This is a genomic window from Salinibacterium sp. ZJ450 (assembly GCF_011751885.2).
Taxonomy (GTDB): Bacteria; Actinomycetota; Actinomycetes; order Actinomycetales; family Microbacteriaceae; genus Ruicaihuangia.
Window position 1 is genome coordinate 1514097 of the sequence record NZ_CP061771.1, and the last position, 19512, is coordinate 1533608.

General features: G+C 67.9%; 16 protein-coding genes. All 16 read left to right on the top strand.

Annotation, left to right across the window (positions count from 1 at the left end):
* The first annotated feature begins 9 nt into the window (after positions 1 to 9).
* Positions 10 to 1554, top strand: a complete 1545-nt coding sequence (locus tag HCT51_RS07180) for a Mur ligase family protein (protein ID WP_166872447.1) — start codon at positions 10 to 12, stop codon at positions 1552 to 1554.
* A complete protein-coding gene (locus tag HCT51_RS07185; RefSeq protein WP_191413872.1) occupies positions 1551 to 2996 on the top strand; it encodes a UDP-N-acetylmuramoyl-tripeptide--D-alanyl-D-alanine ligase in 1446 nt (481 codons plus the stop codon). Before HCT51_RS07180 ends, HCT51_RS07185 begins: the two co-directional genes overlap by 4 nt.
* Positions 2993 to 4105, top strand: a complete 1113-nt coding sequence (mraY, locus tag HCT51_RS07190) for a phospho-N-acetylmuramoyl-pentapeptide-transferase (protein ID WP_166872444.1) — start codon at positions 2993 to 2995, stop codon at positions 4103 to 4105. Before HCT51_RS07185 ends, mraY begins: the two co-directional genes overlap by 4 nt.
* Positions 4084 to 5640 carry a UDP-N-acetylmuramoyl-L-alanine--D-glutamate ligase gene (gene murD, locus HCT51_RS07195; RefSeq protein WP_166872441.1) on the top strand — a complete coding sequence of 519 codons (1557 nt, stop codon included), beginning with the start codon at positions 4084 to 4086 and terminating at the stop codon, positions 5638 to 5640. Before mraY ends, murD begins: the two co-directional genes overlap by 22 nt.
* Positions 5600 to 6925: a putative lipid II flippase FtsW gene (gene ftsW, locus HCT51_RS07200; RefSeq protein ID WP_166872438.1), complete on the top strand. Its 1326-nt coding sequence runs from the start codon at positions 5600 to 5602 to the stop codon at positions 6923 to 6925. Before murD ends, ftsW begins: the two co-directional genes overlap by 41 nt.
* Positions 6922 to 8004, top strand: a complete 1083-nt coding sequence (murG, locus tag HCT51_RS07205) for an undecaprenyldiphospho-muramoylpentapeptide beta-N-acetylglucosaminyltransferase (protein WP_166872435.1) — start codon at positions 6922 to 6924, stop codon at positions 8002 to 8004. The genes ftsW and murG overlap by 4 nt, the downstream gene beginning before the upstream one ends.
* A 6-nt stretch (positions 8005 to 8010) precedes the next feature.
* The gene (murC, locus tag HCT51_RS07210) at positions 8011 to 9429 is read left to right on the top strand and encodes a UDP-N-acetylmuramate--L-alanine ligase (protein WP_166872432.1); all 1419 of its coding nucleotides are present in this window, start codon (positions 8011 to 8013) and stop codon (positions 9427 to 9429) included.
* A 20-nt stretch (positions 9430 to 9449) separates the two neighbouring features.
* Positions 9450 to 10448 (top strand): FtsQ-type POTRA domain-containing protein, encoded by a 999-nt coding sequence (locus tag HCT51_RS07215; protein WP_224760723.1) that lies wholly within the window; start codon positions 9450 to 9452, stop codon positions 10446 to 10448.
* 168 nt (positions 10449 to 10616) lie between these two features.
* Positions 10617 to 11783 carry a cell division protein FtsZ gene (ftsZ, locus tag HCT51_RS07220; protein ID WP_166872429.1) on the top strand — a complete coding sequence of 389 codons (1167 nt, stop codon included), beginning with the start codon at positions 10617 to 10619 and terminating at the stop codon, positions 11781 to 11783.
* Between the two features lie 54 nt (positions 11784 to 11837).
* The gene (locus tag HCT51_RS07225; protein ID WP_166872426.1) at positions 11838 to 12515 is read left to right on the top strand and encodes a YggS family pyridoxal phosphate-dependent enzyme; all 678 of its coding nucleotides are present in this window, start codon (positions 11838 to 11840) and stop codon (positions 12513 to 12515) included.
* Positions 12516 to 12549: 34 nt separating this feature from the next.
* Positions 12550 to 13026 (top strand): cell division protein SepF, encoded by a 477-nt coding sequence (locus HCT51_RS07230; protein ID WP_166872424.1) that lies wholly within the window; start codon positions 12550 to 12552, stop codon positions 13024 to 13026.
* A gap of 9 nt (positions 13027 to 13035) precedes the next feature.
* Complete coding sequence (locus HCT51_RS07235) at positions 13036 to 13329, top strand: YggT family protein (protein ID WP_255523555.1); 294 nt, start codon at positions 13036 to 13038, stop codon at positions 13327 to 13329.
* A gap of 118 nt (positions 13330 to 13447) precedes the next feature.
* Complete coding sequence (locus HCT51_RS07240; RefSeq protein ID WP_166872421.1) at positions 13448 to 14158, top strand: DivIVA domain-containing protein; 711 nt, start codon at positions 13448 to 13450, stop codon at positions 14156 to 14158.
* A gap of 10 nt (positions 14159 to 14168) precedes the next feature.
* Positions 14169 to 14747: a signal peptidase II gene (lspA, locus tag HCT51_RS07245; protein WP_166872418.1), complete on the top strand. Its 579-nt coding sequence runs from the start codon at positions 14169 to 14171 to the stop codon at positions 14745 to 14747.
* Between the two features lie 2 nt (positions 14748 to 14749).
* Positions 14750 to 15670 carry an RluA family pseudouridine synthase gene (locus HCT51_RS07250; protein ID WP_166872415.1) on the top strand — a complete coding sequence of 307 codons (921 nt, stop codon included), beginning with the start codon at positions 14750 to 14752 and terminating at the stop codon, positions 15668 to 15670.
* A 114-nt stretch (positions 15671 to 15784) separates the two neighbouring features.
* A complete protein-coding gene (gene dnaE, locus HCT51_RS07255; RefSeq protein ID WP_166872932.1) occupies positions 15785 to 19246 on the top strand; it encodes a DNA polymerase III subunit alpha in 3462 nt (1153 codons plus the stop codon).
* Positions 19247 to 19512: the final 266 nt, after the last annotated feature.

Genomic DNA, 19512 nt, shown 5'->3' on the forward strand with positions numbered 1-19512 from the left:
GAAGACGCTGTGACTGATCGGATCCCCCCGGTACTACGTCCGGAGCATCCGTCACCCCGATCTCTCGCCGGACTGGTGGACGAGTTCGGCCTGGACTATCAGGGACCGCTCGACATCGAGATCACCGGCGTCACCCTGTCAACCGGCGACCTGCACCCCGGCGACCTGTACGTGGGCGTGCCGGGCCAGCACAGCCACGGCGCCGAGCACGCGATCGCCGCCCGTGACGGGGGAGCGGTGGCAATCATGACGGATGCCGCCGGCCTCGAATTCGCGCAATCCAGCGGGCTGCCCGTCATCCTGGTCGACTCTCCGCGCGCCGCCCTCGGCGAGATCTCCGCCTGGGTGTACCGCACCAGGGAAGAACCGCCGCTGCTGTTCGGCATCACCGGCACCAACGGCAAGACCTCGGTCGCCTACCTGCTCGAGGCGGTGCTGAAGCAGCTGGGCCTGGTCACCGGTCTCAGCTCCACCGCCGAGCGTCACATCGGCGACGTCAGCATCACCAGCAAGCTCACCACGCCCGAAGCCAGCGAGCTGCACGCGCTGCTGGCCCGCATGCGCGAGGCCGCGGTGCGCGCGGTCGTGGTGGAGGTGAGCGCCCAGGCGCTCAGCCGGCACAGGGTCGACGGGATCGTCTTCGACGTGGCGGGGTTCACCAACCTCAGCCACGACCACCTGGACGACTACGGCACCATGGAGCAGTACTTCGAGGCGAAGCTCGCGCTGTTCGACCCCGACTACGCCCGCCGCGGCGTGGTGTCGCTCGACAGCGAGTGGGGCGAGAAAGTGGTGGAGCGCAGCCGCATCCCGGTCACCACCGTGTCGGCCACACCCGGACGCGACGCCGAATGGACGGTCACCGTCACCGAGGAACACCCGGCGTACACCGAGTTCGTACTCACCGGCCCGGAGGGCCGCAGCCTCCGAACCCGGGTGCCACTGATCGGCTGGCACATGGCGGCCAACGCCGCGCTGGCGATCGTCATGCTGGTCGAGGCCGGCTTCGAGCTCGAGGCCATCGCGCACGCGCTGGAGGGCCACGGCGGAATCGACGCGTACCTGCCCGGCCGCACCGAGCGAGTGTCCGGCGACACCGGCCCCTCGGTGTACGTCGACTTCGGGCACAGCTCCGACGCGTTCGAACGCACCCTCACCGCGCTGCGCAGGTTTACCACCGGCAAGGTCATCATGCTGTTCGGCGTGTCCGGCGACCGTGACCAGACCAAGCGTCCCGGGATGGCCAGGGTTGCCGCAGAACTCGCCGACGTGGTGATCGTCACCGACCACCACCCGCGCTTCGAGAATCCCGACACCATCCGCGCCACCTTGGTCGAGGCCGCGCGGGAAGCCGCCCCTGACAAGCCGCTGTACGAGATCGCCGATCCGAAGCAGGCCATCCGTCACGCCGTGTCGCTGGCCGAGCAGGGCGACACCATTCTCTGGGCAGGCCCCGGCCATCAGGACTACCGCGACATCGAAGGGGTTCGGGTGCCGTATTCGGCGCGGGATGAAGCCAGAGACGCGCTGCGCGAAGCCGGGTGGGACGCGTGATCGCGCTCAGCCTCGCCGAGGTCGCCGCACTCCTGGACGGACAGCTGCTGCTGCCGGCCGCCACCAGCGCCGAGACCGCGCAGTCCGAGACCGCGGTTTCCGAGACCATGGTCGACGGGTCGGTGCAGACCGACTCACGCCTGGTCGAGCCCGGCTCGATCTTCTTCGCCCTGCCCGGTGAGGAGACCGACGGGCACCTGTTCGCGGCATCCGCAGCCGATGCCGGAGCGGCACTGATCGTGGTCGACCACCCGCTCGAGCTGGCGGTGCCCCAACTGGTGGTCGCCGACGGTTACCAGGCGCTGGCCGCCCTCGCCCGCGGCGTCGTCGCCCGGGTGCGGGAGCGCGGCACCCTGACCGTGATCGCCATCACCGGATCCAACGGCAAGACCACCACCAAGAACATGCTGCGGGCCGTGCTCGAGGCCGAGGGACCCACCGTCGCCCCGCACGGGTCATTCAACAACCACGTCGGCGCCCCGGTGTCGATGCTGCGGGTCGACTACGACACCCGCTTCCTGATCGTGGAGATGGGGGCCAGCGGCACAGGGCAGATCAGCCATCTGATGTCGATCGTCACCCCCGACATCTCGGTGGTGCTGAAGGTGGGCCTCGCGCACGCCGGCAACTTCGGCGGCGTCGACGCGATCGCCGACGAGAAGGCGGCCATCGTGCGCGGCCTGCCGGCCACCGCCATCGCCGTGCTCAACGCCGACGACGGCCGGGTGGTGCGGATGGCCGAGCAGACCGCCGCGAGCGTGCGCTGGTTCGGCCTGGCGTCCAGCGCCAACCCGCGCGCCGAGAACGTGGAGGCCACCGCCGCCGGAACCTCGTTCACCCTGGTCAGCGGCACCGACCGCCGTAGGGTCCAGCTGCGCATCCTGGGTGAACACCACGTGATGAACGCCTTGGCCGCCATCGCGGTCGCCACCGCCCTCGACATCCCGCTCGACCGCTCGATCCCGGCGATCGAGGACGTGGCGAGAGCCGCGCGCTGGCGGATGGAGGTGCTGACCCCATCACCCGGCATCATCGTCATCAACGACGCTTACAACGCCAGCCCCGATTCCACCGCCGCCGCGCTCAAGACGCTCGCGCAGATCGTCACCCCGGAACAACGCTCGGTCGCCGTCCTCGGCGAGATGGCCGAGCTCGGCGAGTTCGCCGACGAGGAGCACGACCGGATCGGCCGGCTCACCGTGCGGCTAAATGTGCGCAAGCTCATCGTGGTCGGCCACCGGGCCAGGCACATCCACAACGCGGCGGGCCTCGAGGGCTCATGGGACGGGGAGTCGGTCCTCGTTGAGAGCGCAGACGAGGCGTACGATCTGTTGAGTGAAGAACTCCGGCCGGGCGATGTGGTGTTGGTGAAGTCCTCGAACTCCGCTGGCCTGCGCTTCCTCGGTGACCGCATCGGCGGCCTGTCGGAGTCCACCTCATGATCGCGCTGCTGACTGCCGGCGCCGTCTCACTGCTCTTCACCCTGCTGCTCACCCCCCTGTTCATCCGACTGTTCAAGCGGTTGCAGTGGGGCCAGTTCATCCGCGACGACGGCCCGAAGTCGCACCACTCCAAGCGCGGCACGCCCACCATGGGCGGAATCATCTTCGTGCTGGGCGCCGTGGTCGGCTACTTCGTCGGCAAGGCCATCGGCCAGGCCATCGGCGGGGGACCGGTCACCGCCTCGGCCCTGCTGGTGATCCTGATGATGGTGGGCCTCGGACTGGTCGGGTTCATCGACGACTTCACCAAGACCCGCAACCAGCGCAGCCTCGGCCTCACCCCGTGGGCCAAGATCATCGGCCAGACCGTCGTCGGCACCGTGTTCGCGGTGCTCTCCATCACCCTGGTCGACCGCAACGGTGACACCCCGGCATCGACCGCGATCTCCTGGGTGCGCGACATCGACGCGCTCGATTTCATGCTGCTCGGCACCGTCATCGGCAGCGTGCTCTACGTCATCTGGGTGGTCATGATCACCCTCGGCGCGTCCAACGGCGTCAACGTGGCCGACGGTCTCGACGGCCTGGCCACCGGCGCCTCGATCCTCGCATTCGCCGGGTACATCCTGATCGCGTTCTGGCAGTTCAACCAGTCCTGCGTGGGCGGCGCCCACGCATCCGTGGCATACAAGTGCTACGAGACCAGCGAACCGCTCGACCTCGCTATCGTCTCCGCCGCCATCGTCGGCGGGCTGATCGGGTTCCTCTGGTGGAACACCTCGCCGGCTCAGGTGTTCATGGGCGACACCGGCTCTCTCGCCCTCGGCGGCGCGCTGGCCGCACTGGCCGTGCTGACCCGCACCGAGCTGCTGATCATCCTGATCGGCGGCCTGTTCGTCATCGTCACCGGATCGGTGATCCTGCAACGCATCTACTTCAAGCTGACCCATGGGAAGCGCATCTTCCTGATGAGCCCGCTGCACCACCACTTCGAGCTCAAGGGCTGGGCGGAGATCACCGTCGTCGTGCGGTTCTGGATCATTGCGGGCCTGTTCGTCGCGAGCGGCGTGGGGCTCTTCTACCTGGAATGGGCAATCCGCACATCGTGAACCCTGAACTTGCCGATCGCCTGGCGCACCTGACCAGTTGGCATTCCGACTGGAGCGGACTCCGAGTGGCCGTCTACGGCGCCGGCGTCACCGGTTTCGCGGTAGCCGACACCCTCGTCGAACTCGGCGCAGACGTGTTCGTCATCGCCTCACAGGTCTCCGACGAGCACCGGCAACTGCTCGACATCATCGGCGCACGACTGCTGGAGCCCGGCCAGATCAGCATGGTCCCCGAGGAGCTGGAGCGCTTCGACCCGGAACTGGCCATCGTGTCTCCCGGCTTCCGTCCCGACCACCCACTGGTGCTGTGGACCGAGCGGAGCGGCACCGCCATCTGGGGCGACATCGAACTCGCCTGGCGGCTGCGCGACAAGGTGGGCCGGCCCGCCGAGTGGATCTGCATCACCGGCACCAACGGCAAGACCACCACCACCCAGCTCACCGCCTCGATGATCCTCGGCTCCGGCCTCCGGGTGGCGCCCGCCGGCAACATCGGCGTTCCCGTGCTGGATGCCGTGCGCGACCCGCAGGGCTGGGACGTGCTGGTGATCGAACTCTCCAGCTTCCAACTGCACTGGATCAACCGAAACCCCGGCGGGATGCTCTACCCGCACTCCAGCGTCTGCCTGAACATCGCCGACGACCACTACGACTGGCACGGCTCCGCGAGCGCATACCGGGCCGCCAAAGCCAAGGTGTACGAGAACACCAGGGTCGCCTGCGTCTACAACAAGGCCGACCCTGTGACGCGCGGCATGGTCGAGAACGCGGATGTCGTGGACGGCGCACGCGCCATCGGCTTCGACCTCGGCGCGCCAGGGCCGAGCGACTTCGGCATCGTCGACGGCATCCTGTGCGACCGGGCCTTCCTCGAAGACCGGCAGCACAGCGCGCTAGAGCTCACCACACTCGCGGAGCTGCAGACGGTGGGCCTTGGCGCCCCGCACTCCGTCGCGAACGTGCTCGCGGCCGCGGCGCTCGCCCGATCCATCGGCGTCGAACCCGCGGTGATCCACGAGGCGCTGCGCAGCTTCCGCATCGACCAACACCGCACCGAACATGTAGCCACCATCGCCGAGGTGCTCTTTGTCAACGATTCCAAGGCCACCAACCCGCATGCCGCGAACGCGTCGCTCACCTCGTTCGACTCGGTCGTCTGGATCGTCGGCGGGCTGCTCAAGGGCGTAGATGTCGACGATCTGGTGGCCCGTCACGCTCCGCGGTTGAGCGCCGCCGTCATCATCGGCGTCGACCGGGATGCGCTGCGCAGCGCGTTCGAACGACACGCCCCGACGCTGCCCCTGTTCGAGGTCGACGAGGCTGACACTAGTCAGGTGATGCCCGCGGCCGTCCGGCTCGCAGCGGGCGTCGCCCGCCCGGGTGACGTCGTGCTGCTGGCACCGGCCGGAGCGGCGATGGACCAGTTCATCAACTACGCAGACCGCGGTCGCCGATTCGCCGACGCAGTCAGAGAACTATCGGAAGGGGGAGACGATGAACATCCCACCTCGCCACCCCTCCCGCCCCAGCCCTAGCGGGCCCGAGCAGCACGAGCTGGCGCCGTCCGCGGCGGCGTCCGAACCGAGGCGGGCCGCACCCACCGCGGTGGTCGCGGTGAAGAAGATCTTCGCGGCCGAAACCGGCAACTACTTCCTGCTACTCGGAACCACGCTGTTCATCACCATCTTCGGGCTGGTGATGGTGCTGTCCTCGTCATCGGTCACCGCGCTGAAGACCAGCGACGACGCCTTCTCGGAGTTCACCGGTCAGGGCTTGTACGTGCTCATCGGCATCCCGCTGATGCTGGTGGTCTCCCGGCTGCCCGCATTCTTCTGGAAGAAGTGGGCCTGGCGTGCGGTCGTGTTCACCCTGATCATGCAGTGTCTGGTCTTCACCGGGCTCGGCTACGGCTACGGCGGCAACCGCAACTGGCTCGACCTCGGCGCCTTCACCGTGCAGCCCTCCGAGCTGGTGAAACTGGCGCTCTGCGTCTGGCTCGGCTTCATCCTCTCCACCAAGCGCGAACTGCTGCGCGACTGGCGCCACGTGGCGCTGCCGATCGCCCCGGTCGCGATTCTGGCGATCGGCCTGGTGCTGCTCGGCAACGACCTCGGCACCGCCGTGATCATGCTGGGCATCGTGTTCGGGTCGCTGTTCTTCGCCGGCGTCCGGCTGCGTTTCCTCGCCCTGCCGCTGGCCGGAATCGTCGCATTCGGTCTGCTGTTCGCGCAATTGAGCTCCTCCCGCCGCGCCCGCATCGACGCCTGGCTGTCCGGGTGCGGCATCGACGACTACCTCAACGAGTGCTGGCAGATCCAGCACGGCACCTGGGCGCTCGCCTCCGGCGGACTGTTCGGCGTCGGGCTCGGCAACTCGAAGACCAAATGGTCGTGGCTGCCGCACGCCGAGACGGACTTCATCTTCTCGATCATCGGCGAGGAGCTGGGAATGGTCGGCGCCGTGGTCGTGCTGCTGCTGTTCGTGGTGATGGCGGTCGCATTCGTGCGGATCATGCGGCAGACCCGCGACCCATTCGCCCGAATCGTCACCGGCGGAGTGCTGATGTGGGTGATCGGGCAGGCGTTCGTCAACATCGCCGTGGTGCTCGGAGTGCTGCCGGTGCTCGGGGTGCCGTTGCCCCTGGTCTCATCGGGCGGGTCAGCGCTGATCGCGACGCTCCTTGCGATTGGTGTTGTACTCTCGTTCGCTCGAACACAGCCAGACAAGAACGGTGGAACCGATCCGATGACCCCTGCAGAACGGTCGCGTCTCGCCGCCGCCCAGCGAAACACCGCAGCCAGGAACCGTCCAGCACGATGACCACATACCTGCTCGCCGGCGGAGGCACCGCCGGCCACGTCAACCCCCTGCTCGCCGTCGCCGACCGCATCCAGGAACGCGAACCGGATGCCCGCATCCTGGTGCTCGGCACCAAGGAGGGCCTGGAAGCCCGGCTGGTGCCGCAACGCGGCTACGAGCTGCTCACCATCCCGCGGCTGCCGTTCCCCCGCAAACTGAACGCCGCCGCGCTGCGATTTCCTCGCCGGTTTCTGCGGGCGGTCGCCCAGACCCGGGGCTATTTGACCGAGTACGGCGTGGACGCCGTGGTCGGATTCGGCGGCTACGCCTGCCCGCCCGGCTATCTCGCGGCCTGGCAGGAGAAGATCCCGCTGGCCGTGCACGAGGCGAACGCCAAACCGGGCATCGCCAACCGGCTCGGCAGCCTGCTCAGCCGCTTCGTCGGCACCACCTTCCGCCGCACCAAGCTCCGCCACGGCAGGCTGGTGGGCATGCCGTTGCGCGCCGAGATCGAGCGGCTGGACAAGACCGCGGCACGGGCCGAAGCGCTGCGGTTCTTCGACCTCGACCCGGGCAAACCGGTGCTGCTGGTCACCGGCGGATCGAGCGGCGCCAGACGGATCAACACCACGGTCAGCGCCGCCGTCCCGCTGATCCTCGGCGCGGGCTGGCAGGTGCTGCACATCACCGGCGCCAAGGCGCCGGTCGAGGATCCCCAACTGGCCGGCTACCACCTGATGCCCTACTGCGACCGGATGGAACTGGCCCTGGCGGTCGCCGACCTGGCCGTGTCCCGGTCGGGCGCCGCGACCGTCACCGAGCTGGCCGCCCTCGGCACTCCGGCGATCTTCGTGCCGTACCCGGTGGGCAACGGCGAACAGCGCTTCAACGCCCAGGACATGGTGTCGGCCGGGGGAGCCCGCCTGGTGCTCGACGCCGAGTTCACCCCGGACTGGGTCTCCTCCGAGCTGGTTCCGCTGCTGCGCAGGCGGGACCGCATCGCCGACATGGCGGCGAGGGCGGCGACGGTCGGCGTGCGGGACGGTGCCGACCGGATGGCCGACCTGGTCGCTGAAGCCGTGGGCAGACGCGTAGGTTAGAAAGCGATGATCAAGCCCGATTTCTCCACCCCGATCCCTGCCGAACTCGGCGCCGTGCACTTCGTGGGCATCGGCGGCTCCGGCATGAGCGGAATCGCCAGACTGTTCCTCGGCGCCGGTCACACCGTCACCGGATCCGACCTGCGCGAGACCGACACGGTGCTCGCATTGCGCGAAGCCGGCGCCACGGTGTCGATCGGCCACGACGCGGCGAACGTCGGCGACGCCGACACGGTCGTGGTCACCGGCGCCCTCTGGGAGGACAACCCCGAGTACCAGCGCGCGCTCAGCACCGGGATCCCCGTGCTGCACCGCTCGCAGGCCCTGGCCTGGCTGATCAACCGGCAACGGTTGATCGCGGTGGCCGGCGCGCACGGCAAGACCACGTCCACCGGGATGCTCGTGACCGCGCTGATCGAGCTCGGCGAAGACCCCAGCTTCGTGAACGGCGGGGTGATCCAGACGCTCGGCGTGTCCGCGGCATCCGGCTCAGGCGAGCTGTTCGTGGTCGAGGCCGACGAATCCGACGGCTCATTCCTGCTCTACGACACCGCCGTGGCACTGATTACCAACGTCGATGCCGACCACCTCGACCACTACGGCACGCACGAGGCCTTCGATGCGGCGTTCGTGCAGTTCGCCGGCAAGGCGTCAGAGCTCGTGGTGGTATCCAGCGACGACGCCGGAGCGGTGCGCGTCACCGAGGCGCTGCGGAGCGAGCACCCGGACAAGCGGGTGCTGACGTTCGGTGAGGATGCGACATCCGATGCCCGCGTTCATTCGATCGTCGCCGAGGGCCCCGTCACCTTCACGGTGTCCTGGCAGGGCGTCGACTACACCAGCACGCTCGCGGTTCCCGGGCATCACAACGCCATCAACGCGGCCGGTGCCTTCACCGTGCTGGTCGGCCTCGGCTTCGACCCCGACCGGGTGATGCGCGCGCTCAGCGTGTTCGGCGGCACGGGGCGCCGGTTCGAACTGCACGGCACCGTGCGCGGGGTGAGGGTCTACGACGACTACGCCCACCACCCGACCGAGGTGGCCGCGGCGCTGTCGGCCGCGCGCTCGGTGGTCGGCTCCGGCCGGATCATCGCGGTGCACCAACCGCACCTGTACAGCCGCACCCGGCTGATGGCGGGCGAGTTCGCCCAAACCTACGAGAAGCTTGCCGACCACACCGTCGTGCTCGACGTGTTCGGGGCCAGGGAAGACCCGGAGCCCGGGGTCACCGGCGCGCTCGTCTCCGACCGCTTCGCCGACGCCAGCCACGTGGACTACCTGCCCGACTGGCAGCAGGCCGCCGAGCGGGCGGCATCCGTTGCCCGGGACGGGGACATCATCATGACCCTCAGCTGTGGTGACGTGTACCGGATCATCCCGCAGGTTCTCGAGGCGCTGCAGGCCAAGCCCCAGCAGGCTGAGTAGAGCACCGGACGCCCCATCCAGTGAAGCGACCACAGGGATTCGACCGGCAAGCTTCCCCCGCGCCGTCTCGCCGCAGGGAACCGGCAGCTGCGCCGACCCCGGCGACCGGGCAGGCGACCCCGCCGTCCACCCCGCAGTCGAGCGAGCGCGGGACGCCGCAGGCAGCGACGGGGCGGCGGATGCCGCGGATGCCGCGGATCCGCAAGCCCGCCGGCAGCCGTGAGCCCTCGGCCGCCGCCGCGGAGCGCGCCGCGCGCCGTCAGCTGCGCCGGGCCGAGGCCGCACGCAAACGCTACGAACGCGACGAGGTGCGTCGCTTCACCCGGCGCACCAGGCGCCGCCGTGCGATCCTGGCGACCGCGGGCGGCGCCGGCGCGGTTCTCCTGATCGCCGTGGTGATCGCGGTGTTCTCGCCCGCGCTGGCGCTTCGCAACATCCAGATCGAGGGCGCCACCCGCGTCAGCGCCGACGAGGTGCGCGCCGCGATCGACGATCAACTGGGCACGCCGCTCGCGCTGATCGACCTCGGCCGGGTGCAAGATGAGCTCGGCGCGTTTCCGGTGATCCGCAGCTTCGTCACCGAGGCCGTGCCGCCGGACACCCTGGTGGTCAGGATCACCGAGCGCGACCCGATCGGCACGATCAACAGCGGAGCCGCCTTCGACCTGGTCGACCCCGCCGGCGTGGTGATCGCCACCTCGGACACCCGCGTCGACGGGGTGCCCGTGATCGACGTCGGCGGGCACGCGGCAGACAGCGCCGCGTTCGAGTCGGTGGTCGAGGTGCTGCTCGCGGTGCCGACCGAGCTGCGCGGGCGCATCGACGCGGTGACCGCGCGCAGCAAGGACGACGTGACGCTGGTGCTCGACGGGGTGGGCCAGAGCGTCAGCTGGGGCAGCGCCGACGGCTCCGCCCAGAAGGCGCGGGTGCTCGCCGAGCTGATCCGCCAGACCGACCCAGCGTTGGCCGGAGAATTCGATGTCTCCGCACCGACTATCGCCGTGTTCCGACCCGCCTGATTCAGCTCGTGACAAGCTGGGGGGACAAGTATCAGTAACGATTCGCGACACGCGGGCGCGCCTGAGGGTTCGGCACCCCTCGGCCACCTAATTTCAGACTAAGAAATGCATACTGAGCATAACTTTACACCTCAAGTAGAGGTTGAAAGTTTCTCCCGGAGGCCGGACGTGACATCAAACCAGAACTACCTAGCCGTCATCAAGGTGGTCGGTATTGGCGGAGGCGGCGTTAACGCCGTCAACCGCATGATCGAACTCGGCCTGCGAGGCGTCGAGTTCGTTGCCATCAATACCGATGCACAGGCGCTGCTCATGAGCGACGCCGATGTGAAGCTCGACGTCGGACGCGAGATCACTCGCGGCCTCGGCGCCGGTGCTGATCCCGAGGTCGGCCGACGCGCCGCCGAGGACCACGCAGAAGAAATCGAAGAGGCACTGGCCGGGGCCGACATGGTCTTCGTCACCGCCGGCGAGGGCGGCGGCACGGGCACCGGCGGTGCGCCCGTCGTCGCGAGGATCGCCAAGTCGATCGGCGCGCTCACCATCGGCGTGGTCACCAAGCCGTTCGGCTTCGAGGGCAAGCGTCGTCAGGCGCAGGCCGAGGCCGGCGTCGCGACGCTGAAGAACGAGGTCGACACGCTCATCGTGGTGCCGAACGACCGTCTGCTCGAGATCAGCGACCGCGGCATCAGTATGCTCGAAGCGTTCGCGACCGCCGACCAGGTGCTGCTCGCCGGCGTGCAGGGCATCACCGACCTGATCACCACCCCCGGCCTGATCAACCTCGACTTCGCCGACGTGAAGTCGGTCATGCAGGGCGCAGGCTCCGCGCTGATGGGCATCGGCTCTTCACGCGGTGCCGATCGGGCGATCAAGGCCGCGGAACTCGCGGTCGCCTCACCGCTGCTCGAGGCATCCATCGACGGCGCGCACGGTGTGCTGCTGTCGATCCAGGGTGGCTCCAACCTGGGCATCTTCGAGATCAACGACGCCGCCCGCCTGGTTCAGGAAGCCGTGCACCCCGAAGCCAACATCATCTTCGGTGCCGTCATCGACGACACCCTGGGCGATGAGGTTCGCGTCACGGTCATCGCGGCCGGGTTCGACGGCGGCGAGCCGTCGCAGAAGGCGAAGGACCGCCGGTCAAATTTCGTTGATGCTGCCGCAGCAGCGTCGGTCGGCGCTGCCGTTCCCGCGGCGGAGTCGTCGTTTGCGGCAGCAGAGCCGAGCCCTGTGGCGTCCTGGTCGAGCGAGCCCGAGCTTCCGGCATCCGCCGCGATTGATCGGGACTTCGACGATGACGACGACCTGGACGTCCCCGACTTCCTGAAGTAGACAGTCCTGAAGTAAACAGTTTCGAAGCAAGACCGTGGTGAGAGGTGTGAGCCTGTGAGTGACGGCGCACCGCTCGCCGAGCGTCTGGCGACTGTGTCAGAGCAGATCGCCGCCACCGCGCGCGATGTCGGCCGGGACCCGGCCGACATCACCACCATCGTGGTGACCAAGTTCCATCCGGCGTCGCTGGTGCGTGAACTGGCCGAACTCGGGGTGCGCGACGTCGGCGAGAACCGCCACCAGGAAGCCCAGGCCAAGGCGGCCGAGCTGGCCGACCTGGGGCTGCGCTGGCATTTCGTCGGCCAGCTGCAGAGCAAGAAGGCCCGTCAGGTGCGGCAGTACGCCAGCGCCATCCACTCGATCGACCGCCCGGCGCTGGTCGACGCCCTGGCCGAGGGCGAGCCGCTCGACAGCTTCGTGCAGCTCAACCTCACCGATGACCCCGGCCGCGGCGGCGTGGCCCTCGACCAGCTCGAACCGCTCGTCGAGCGCGTGCTCGCCGCCCCCGGACTGCGGCTGCGCGGCGTGATGGCGGTGGCGCCTCTCGACGAGGAGCCGCGCCGCGCGTTCGCCAGAGTCAAAGCGGCATCCGACCGGGTCAGAGCACTCGCCCCAGACGCGGGCGCCATCTCCGCCGGGATGTCTCTGGACTTCGCGGCGGCCATTGCCGAAGGCGCGACACACCTTCGCATTGGCTCGGCAATCACGGGAAACCGCCCGTTGCACCCTTAATCTCAAACCAGAAGTCCCACTGTGGAGGTAACAAATGGCAAACCCGCTGCGTAAGACGATGGTCTACCTCGGCCTCGCGGATGAAGAGTTCGAGTACGAGAACACCCAGAGCCCTGCCGCACCGGCAGCGCCCGTCGCGCAGCCGGTGGCCGTGCCGAACACCGGACGCGCGCCCGTGACGCCCCTCCGCCGTCCGACCACCTCACGAAATGCGGGTCCAGCCGACATGAATGAAATCCTCACCGTGCACCCGCGCCAGTACAAGGACGCCCAGGTGATCGCCGAGAGCTTCCGCGAGGGAATCCCGGTGATCATCAACCTGTCGCAGATGACCGAACCGGATGCCCGTCGCCTCGTCGACTTCGCCAGCGGCCTGTCGCTCGGCCTGTACGGCAAGATCGAGCGCGTCACCAACAAGGTGTTCCTGCTCTCACCCGCGCACGTCGCGGTCAGCGGCGAAGCGGCCGAGGGTGAGTCCGACGTTGAGGCTTCGTTCTTCTCCGAGCAGTAACCTGTAGCGGTGGTTATTTCCATCATCGCGAACCTGCTGTACTTCGCCCTCTTTGCGTTCTTCCTGGCGATGTGGGCCAGGTTCATCTTCGACTGGGTGCGGGTGCTGGCACGCCGGTGGCGGCCGCAGGGGTTCCTGCTGCTCGTCGCCGAGGCCAGCTACACCGTGACCGACCCGCCGATGCGCATGGTTCGGAAGGTTCTGCCGCCGCTTCGGATCGGCGCCGCCGCCATCGACTTCGGCTGGACCATCGTGCTGCTGGCCTGCATCATCCTGATGACCATCGTCGGCGGAATCCGATGACCCGGTCTCACAGACGCTTCCCTGTAGTGTTAAGTCAATCGTTCTGGCCCGTGCTGGGCCATGGAGTTGCTAGCGTTAGTTCGACGTTCCGTGACAGAAAGTAGTAGAGGTGACGGTTATGGCCTTGACGCCTGAAGATGTAGTCAACAAGCGGTTCCAGCCGACCAAGTTCCGCGAGGGCTACGACCAGGACGAGGTTGATGACTTCCTCGACGAGGTAGTCGTCGAGCTTCGTCGCCTGCACCAGGAGAACGAGGAACTGCGCCAGCGCCTCATCGCGAGTGACTCGCGCATCAGCGAGCTGCAGCGAAGCGGCGGATCCTCCTCGTCCGCGGCCGCCGCGCCGGCAGCCGTCGTTCCGGCTCCTGCTCAGGCCGCGGCACCCGCGCCGACCCCGGCTCTGTCGTACCCGACGCCCGCCGCCGACGCCAACGCGGTCGACCCCACGAACACCAACAACCTGCTGCAGCTCGCCCGTCGCCTGCACGAGGAACACGTGCGTGAAGGCGTCGAGAAGCGCGACGCGCTGATCGCCGAGGGCCACGCCACCGCCGCTCGCATCGTCGCCGAGGCGGAAGCGAAACAGCGCCAGCAGATCAGCTCGCTCGACCAGGAACGTGCCCTGCTTGAGCACCGTCTGGACGAGCTGCGCACCTTCGAGCGCGAGTACCGCCAGAAGCTGCGGGGCTACATCGAGGGCCAGCTGCGCGACCTCGACTCGTCAACGACCGCCGGTGCGCAGGCTGAGAAGTCCGCGCCGCTGTCGTCGGCGCAGAGCGCCAACACATCCACCCCTGCCAGCTACAGCGGTTTTGCCGGGAGCAACTGAGCCGACAGCGATGAGGGCAAGCACCACGAAGATTAGTCTTCGGGTGCTCGCCCTCCTTGCTGTTGTCGCCGTTATTGCCTACTTCGCGGATCAGGGCAGCAAGTTCCTGATCACCGAGAACTTCCCGCTCGGCGAGGCCGTGCCCGTGCTCGGCGACCTGCTGCTGTTCCGGTACGTGCTGAACCCCGGCGCGGCGTTCTCGCTCGGCATCGGCTTCACCTGGATCTTCTCGATCGTCGCGGCCGGTGTCGTCGTCTTCATCCTGATCTTCGCCCGCCGGCTCCGGTCGTTGGCATGGGCGGTCATGTTCGGACTGCTGCTCGGCGGCACGCTCGGCAACCTCACCGACCGGCTGTTCCGTGAACCGAGCTTCGGCCAGGGGCACGTGATCGACTTCATCCAGGTCTGGGGCTTCCCGGCCATCTTCAACGTGGCGGACATCGCCATCGTGTCGAGCATGGGACTGTTCATCCTGCTGACGGTCCGCGGGATCGGACTGGACGGCCAGAAGACCGAGCAGACCGGGGCCCGCGCCGACAGCACCCAAGCCGCACGATCCGACGACGCCCCGACGATCGATACCCCGTAGCCATGGAATCCCGCAGCATGCCCGTTCCCGACGGCCTCGCCGGTGAACGGGTCGATAGCGCGCTGGCTCGCCTGCTCGGATTTTCCCGCAGTTTCGCCGCAGATGTGGCGACCGGCGGGGGAGTGACGCTTGACGGGGTGGTGCTCGGCAAGTCCGACCGGCTGACCGCCGGCGGCTGGCTTGACGTCACCTGGCAGCCCAAGGAGCCGCCGAGGATCGTACCGACCCTGGTGCCCGACCTCACCGTGGTGCACGACGACGACGACATCGTGGTGATCGACAAACCCGTCGGTGTCGCCGCGCACCCCTCGATCGGCTGGACCGGCCCCACCGTACTCGGCGCCCTCGCCGGCGCAGGGTTCAGGATCGCGACATCCGGAGCCGCAGAACGCGCCGGCATCGTGCACCGGCTCGACGCCGGCACCAGCGGACTGATGGTGGTGGCGAAGAGTGAACACGCCTACCGGGAGCTGAAGCGGGCGTTCCACGACCGCGAGGTCGACAAGATCTACCACGCTGTCGTGCAGGGGCATCCCGATCCGCTGGCCGGCACCATCGACGCACCGATCGGGCGGCATCCGTCGTCTGACTGGAAGTTCGCGGTCACCGCCGACGGCAAGCCCTCGGTCACCCACTACGAGACCATCGAGGCGTTCCCGAGCGCGTCGCTGCTCGAGATTCACCTTGAGACCGGCCGCACCCACCAGATCCGGGTGCACATGGCCGCCCAACGGCATCCCTGCGTCGGAGACTCGATGTACGGCGCCGACCCGACGATTTCCGCGAAACTCGGCCTCGGCCGGCAGTGGCTGCACGCGGTGCGGCTCGGCTTCCGGCATCCGGCCACCCAGCAGTACGTCGAATTCAGCACGGGTTACCCGGCAGATCTGCAGCACGCTCTCGACGTGCTGCGTGCCTCCTGACCGGCCCTCCGCCGACGACGATCTAAGCTAGATACCCACCCCGAGCTAGACGGAGAACCTGTGCCTTCGAGCAACGATTCCTTTGTGCACCTGCATGTGCATAGCGAGTACTCGATGCTGGATGGAGCCGCCAGGGTGAAGCCGCTGGTGGCGGCAGCGGCCGAGCAGGGAATGCCCGCCGTCGCGGTCACCGACCACGGCAACGTGTTCGGCGCATACGACTTCTGGAAGAGCGCCACAAGCGCCGGCATCAAGCCGATCATCGGCACCGAGGCCTACCTCACCCCCGGCACGCACCGCAGCGACAAGACCCGGATCCGCTGGGGCAACGGCGGAGGAGACGACGTCTCCGGCTCGGGTGCGTACACGCACATGACGCTGCTCAGCGAGACCAACGAGGGCCTGCACAACCTGTTCCGGCTGTCGTCGAAGGCGTCGATCGAGGGTTACTACTTCAAGCCCCGGATGGACCGCGAACTGCTGTCCACCTACGGCAAGGGCCTGATCGCCACCACCGGCTGCGCCAGCGGCGAGATCCAGACCCGGATCCGGCTCGGCCAGTACGAGGAGGCGAAGAAGGCCGCGGGCGACTTCCGCGACATCTTCGGCAAAGAGAACTTCTTCTGCGAAATCATGGACCACGGCATCAACGTGGAACGCCGCGCCATGGCCGACCTGCTGCGCCTGGCGAAGGAGATGGACCTGCCGCTGGTCGCCACCAACGACCTGCACTACACGCACGCGCACGACGCCACCAGCCACGCGGCGCTGCTCTGCGTGCAGTCCGGCTCGACGCTGGATGACCCGAACCGGTTCAAGTTCGATGCCGACGAGTTCTACCTGAAGTCCGCGTCCCAGATGCGCGAGCTGTTCCGGGACTACCCGGAGGCCTGCGACAACACGCTGCTGATCGCCGAGCGCTGCGACGTGAGCTTCGACGAGAACGCCAACTACATGCCGCGCTACCCGGTTCCCGAGGGGGAGACCGAGGACACCTGGTTCACCAAGGAGGTCGACGAGGGTCTCAAGTTCCGCTACCCTGGCGGCATCCCGGATGCGGTGCGCGAGCGCGCCGACTACGAGGTCGGCGTCATCCTGCAGATGGGCTTCCCCGGCTACTTCCTGGTGGTCGCCGACTTCATCAACTGGTCGAAGAACCAGGGCATCCGGGTCGGTCCCGGCCGTGGCTCCGGCGCCGGATCGATGGCCGCGTACGCGCTGCGGATCACCGACCTCGACCCGCTGCAGCACGGCCTGATCTTCGAGCGCTTCCTGAACCCGGACCGCGTCTCGATGCCCGACTTCGACGTCGACTTTGACGACCGGCGCCGCGGCGAAGTGATCAAGTACGTCACCGAGAAGTACGGCGACGAGCGTGTCGCGCAGATCGTCACCTACGGCACCATCAAGGCCAAGCAGGCGCTCAAGGACTCCTCACGGGTGCTCGGCTTCCCGTTCGGCATGGGAGAGAAGCTCACCAAGGCGATGCCGCCGCCCATCATGGGCAAGGACGTGCCGCTCACCGGCATCTTCGACAAGGACCACCCGCGGTACAAGGAAGCCGCCGACGTGCGCGCCGTGGTCGAGACCGACCCCGACGCGAAGATGGTGTTCGACACCGCGCTCGGGCTGGAGAACCTGAAGCGCCAGTGGGGCGTGCACGCCGCGGGCGTGATCATGTCCAGTCATCCGCTGCTCGACATCATCCCGATCATGAAGCGGGAGCAGGACGGCCAGATCGTCACCCAGTTCGACTATCCGGCCTGCGAGTCGCTCGGCCTGATCAAGATGGACTTCCTCGGGCTGCGGAACCTGACGATCATCTCCGACGCGCTCGACAACATCGAGCTGAACCGCGGGACAAAGCTTGACCTGGAGGGCCTGGCGCTCGACGACCAGGGCGCATACGACCTGCTATCCCGCGGAGACACGCTCGGCGTGTTCCAGCTCGACGGCGGGCCGATGCGTGGCCTGCTGCGGCTGATGAAGCCAGACAACTTCGAGGACATCTCCGCGGTTATCGCGCTCTACCGGCCGGGCCCGATGGGTGCCGACTCGCACACCAACTACGCGCTGCGCAAGAACGGGCTGCAGGCGATCACCCCGATCCACCCGGAGCTCGAGGAACCGCTCGCGGAGATCCTCGGCGGCACCTACGGCCTGATCATCTATCAGGAGCAGGTGATGTCGGTGGCGCAGAAGGTGGCCGGCTTCTCCCTCGGCCAGGCCGACATCCTGCGCCGCGCGATGGGCAAGAAGAAGAAATCAGAGCTCGACAAGCAGTACGAGGGCTTCAGCGCCGGCATGCACGAGCGTGGATATTCGGATGCCGCGGTCAAGGCGCTCTGGGACATCCTGCTGCCGTTCTCCGACTACGCGTTCAACAAGGCGCACTCCGCCGCCTACGGTGTCGTCTCCTACTGGACCGCATACCTGAAGGCGCACTACCCGGCCGAGTACATGGCCGCGCTGCTGACCAGCGTCGGCGACTCCAAGGACAAGCTGGCGATCTACCTGAACGAGTGCCGCCGCATGGGCATCAAGGTGCTGGCCCCCGACGTGAACGAGTCGATCGGCTACTTCGCCGCCGTGGGCGAGGACATCCGGTTCGGGCTCGGCGCGGTGCGCAACGTCGGCTTCGCGGTGGTCGACCTGATCAAGCAGGCCCGCGAAGCGAAGGGCCGTTTCACCACCTTCCACGACTTCCTGAAGAAGATCCCGCTGCAGGCGGCAAACAAGCGCACCATGGAGTCGCTGATCAAGGCCGGCGCATTCGACTCGCTCGGATCCACCCGGCGGGCGCTGCTCGAGATCCACGAGGGGGCGGTGGAGAGCGCGGTCAAGGACAAGCGACGCGAAGAGAACGGTGACGTCGGCTTCGACTTCGACAGCCTGTTCGACGAGCCGCAGCAGACCGCGAAGGTGCCGGAGCGTCCGGAGTGGGGTAAGAAAGACAAGCTCGCCTTCGAACGCGAGATGCTCGGCCTGTACGTCTCCGACCACCCGCTGGCCGGGCTCGAGGTCGCGCTGGCCAAGCACGCGTCGGTGTCCATCGCCGACATCCTCGCCGGGGAGACCGTGAAGGATGGCGAGCAGGTCACCATCGCCGGGCTCGTCACCACCGTGCAGCACCGCACCGCCCGCAACTCTGGCAACCAGTACGGCATGATCCAGGTCGAGGACTTCGGCGGCGAGATCACCGCGATGCTGCTCGGCAAGAGCTACCAGGAGTTCGGGCCGACCCTGCAGGCCGACTCGATCATCGTGCTGAAGGGCCGGGTGAGCGTGCGTGACGACGGCGTGAACCTGCATGCCGCGAGCATGTTCACTCCGGATGTCGGGGACGCGATGGGCTCCGGTCCGCTGCAGATCTCGGTGCAGGAGTTCCGGGCCACCACCGACATCGTGCGCTCCCTGTACGACGTGTTCAACCGGCACCCCGGCGACAACGAGGTGCGGCTGCGGCTGCTCAAGGGCGACACCGCGCGGGTGTTCGAGATCCCGTACCCGGTGCGGATCAGCGCCGACCTGTTCGGCGAACTGAAGAGCCTGCTCGGGCCGAACTGCTTCGCCTGAGGTAGCCCGAGCCGCCCTGAGGCACGTGTCGGACGGAGTTCGGCGGCTCCGGAGGACGTTATTCGCAAAAATCGTCCTCCCGAGCCGCCGTTCTCCGACCGAGCGGCACTCCGCGGGCCCGAGCGGCACCGCGCGAGCCCGACCGCCACTCCGCGAGCCCCAGCACCCCACCCACCTGCGGGCGCGGCCTCGGGCGCGGCTGCCCCCGTCTTGTGAGGTCTGGCAATTGGTGGTGCCGGCGGCCAGGGAGGAACCGATTGCCAGAC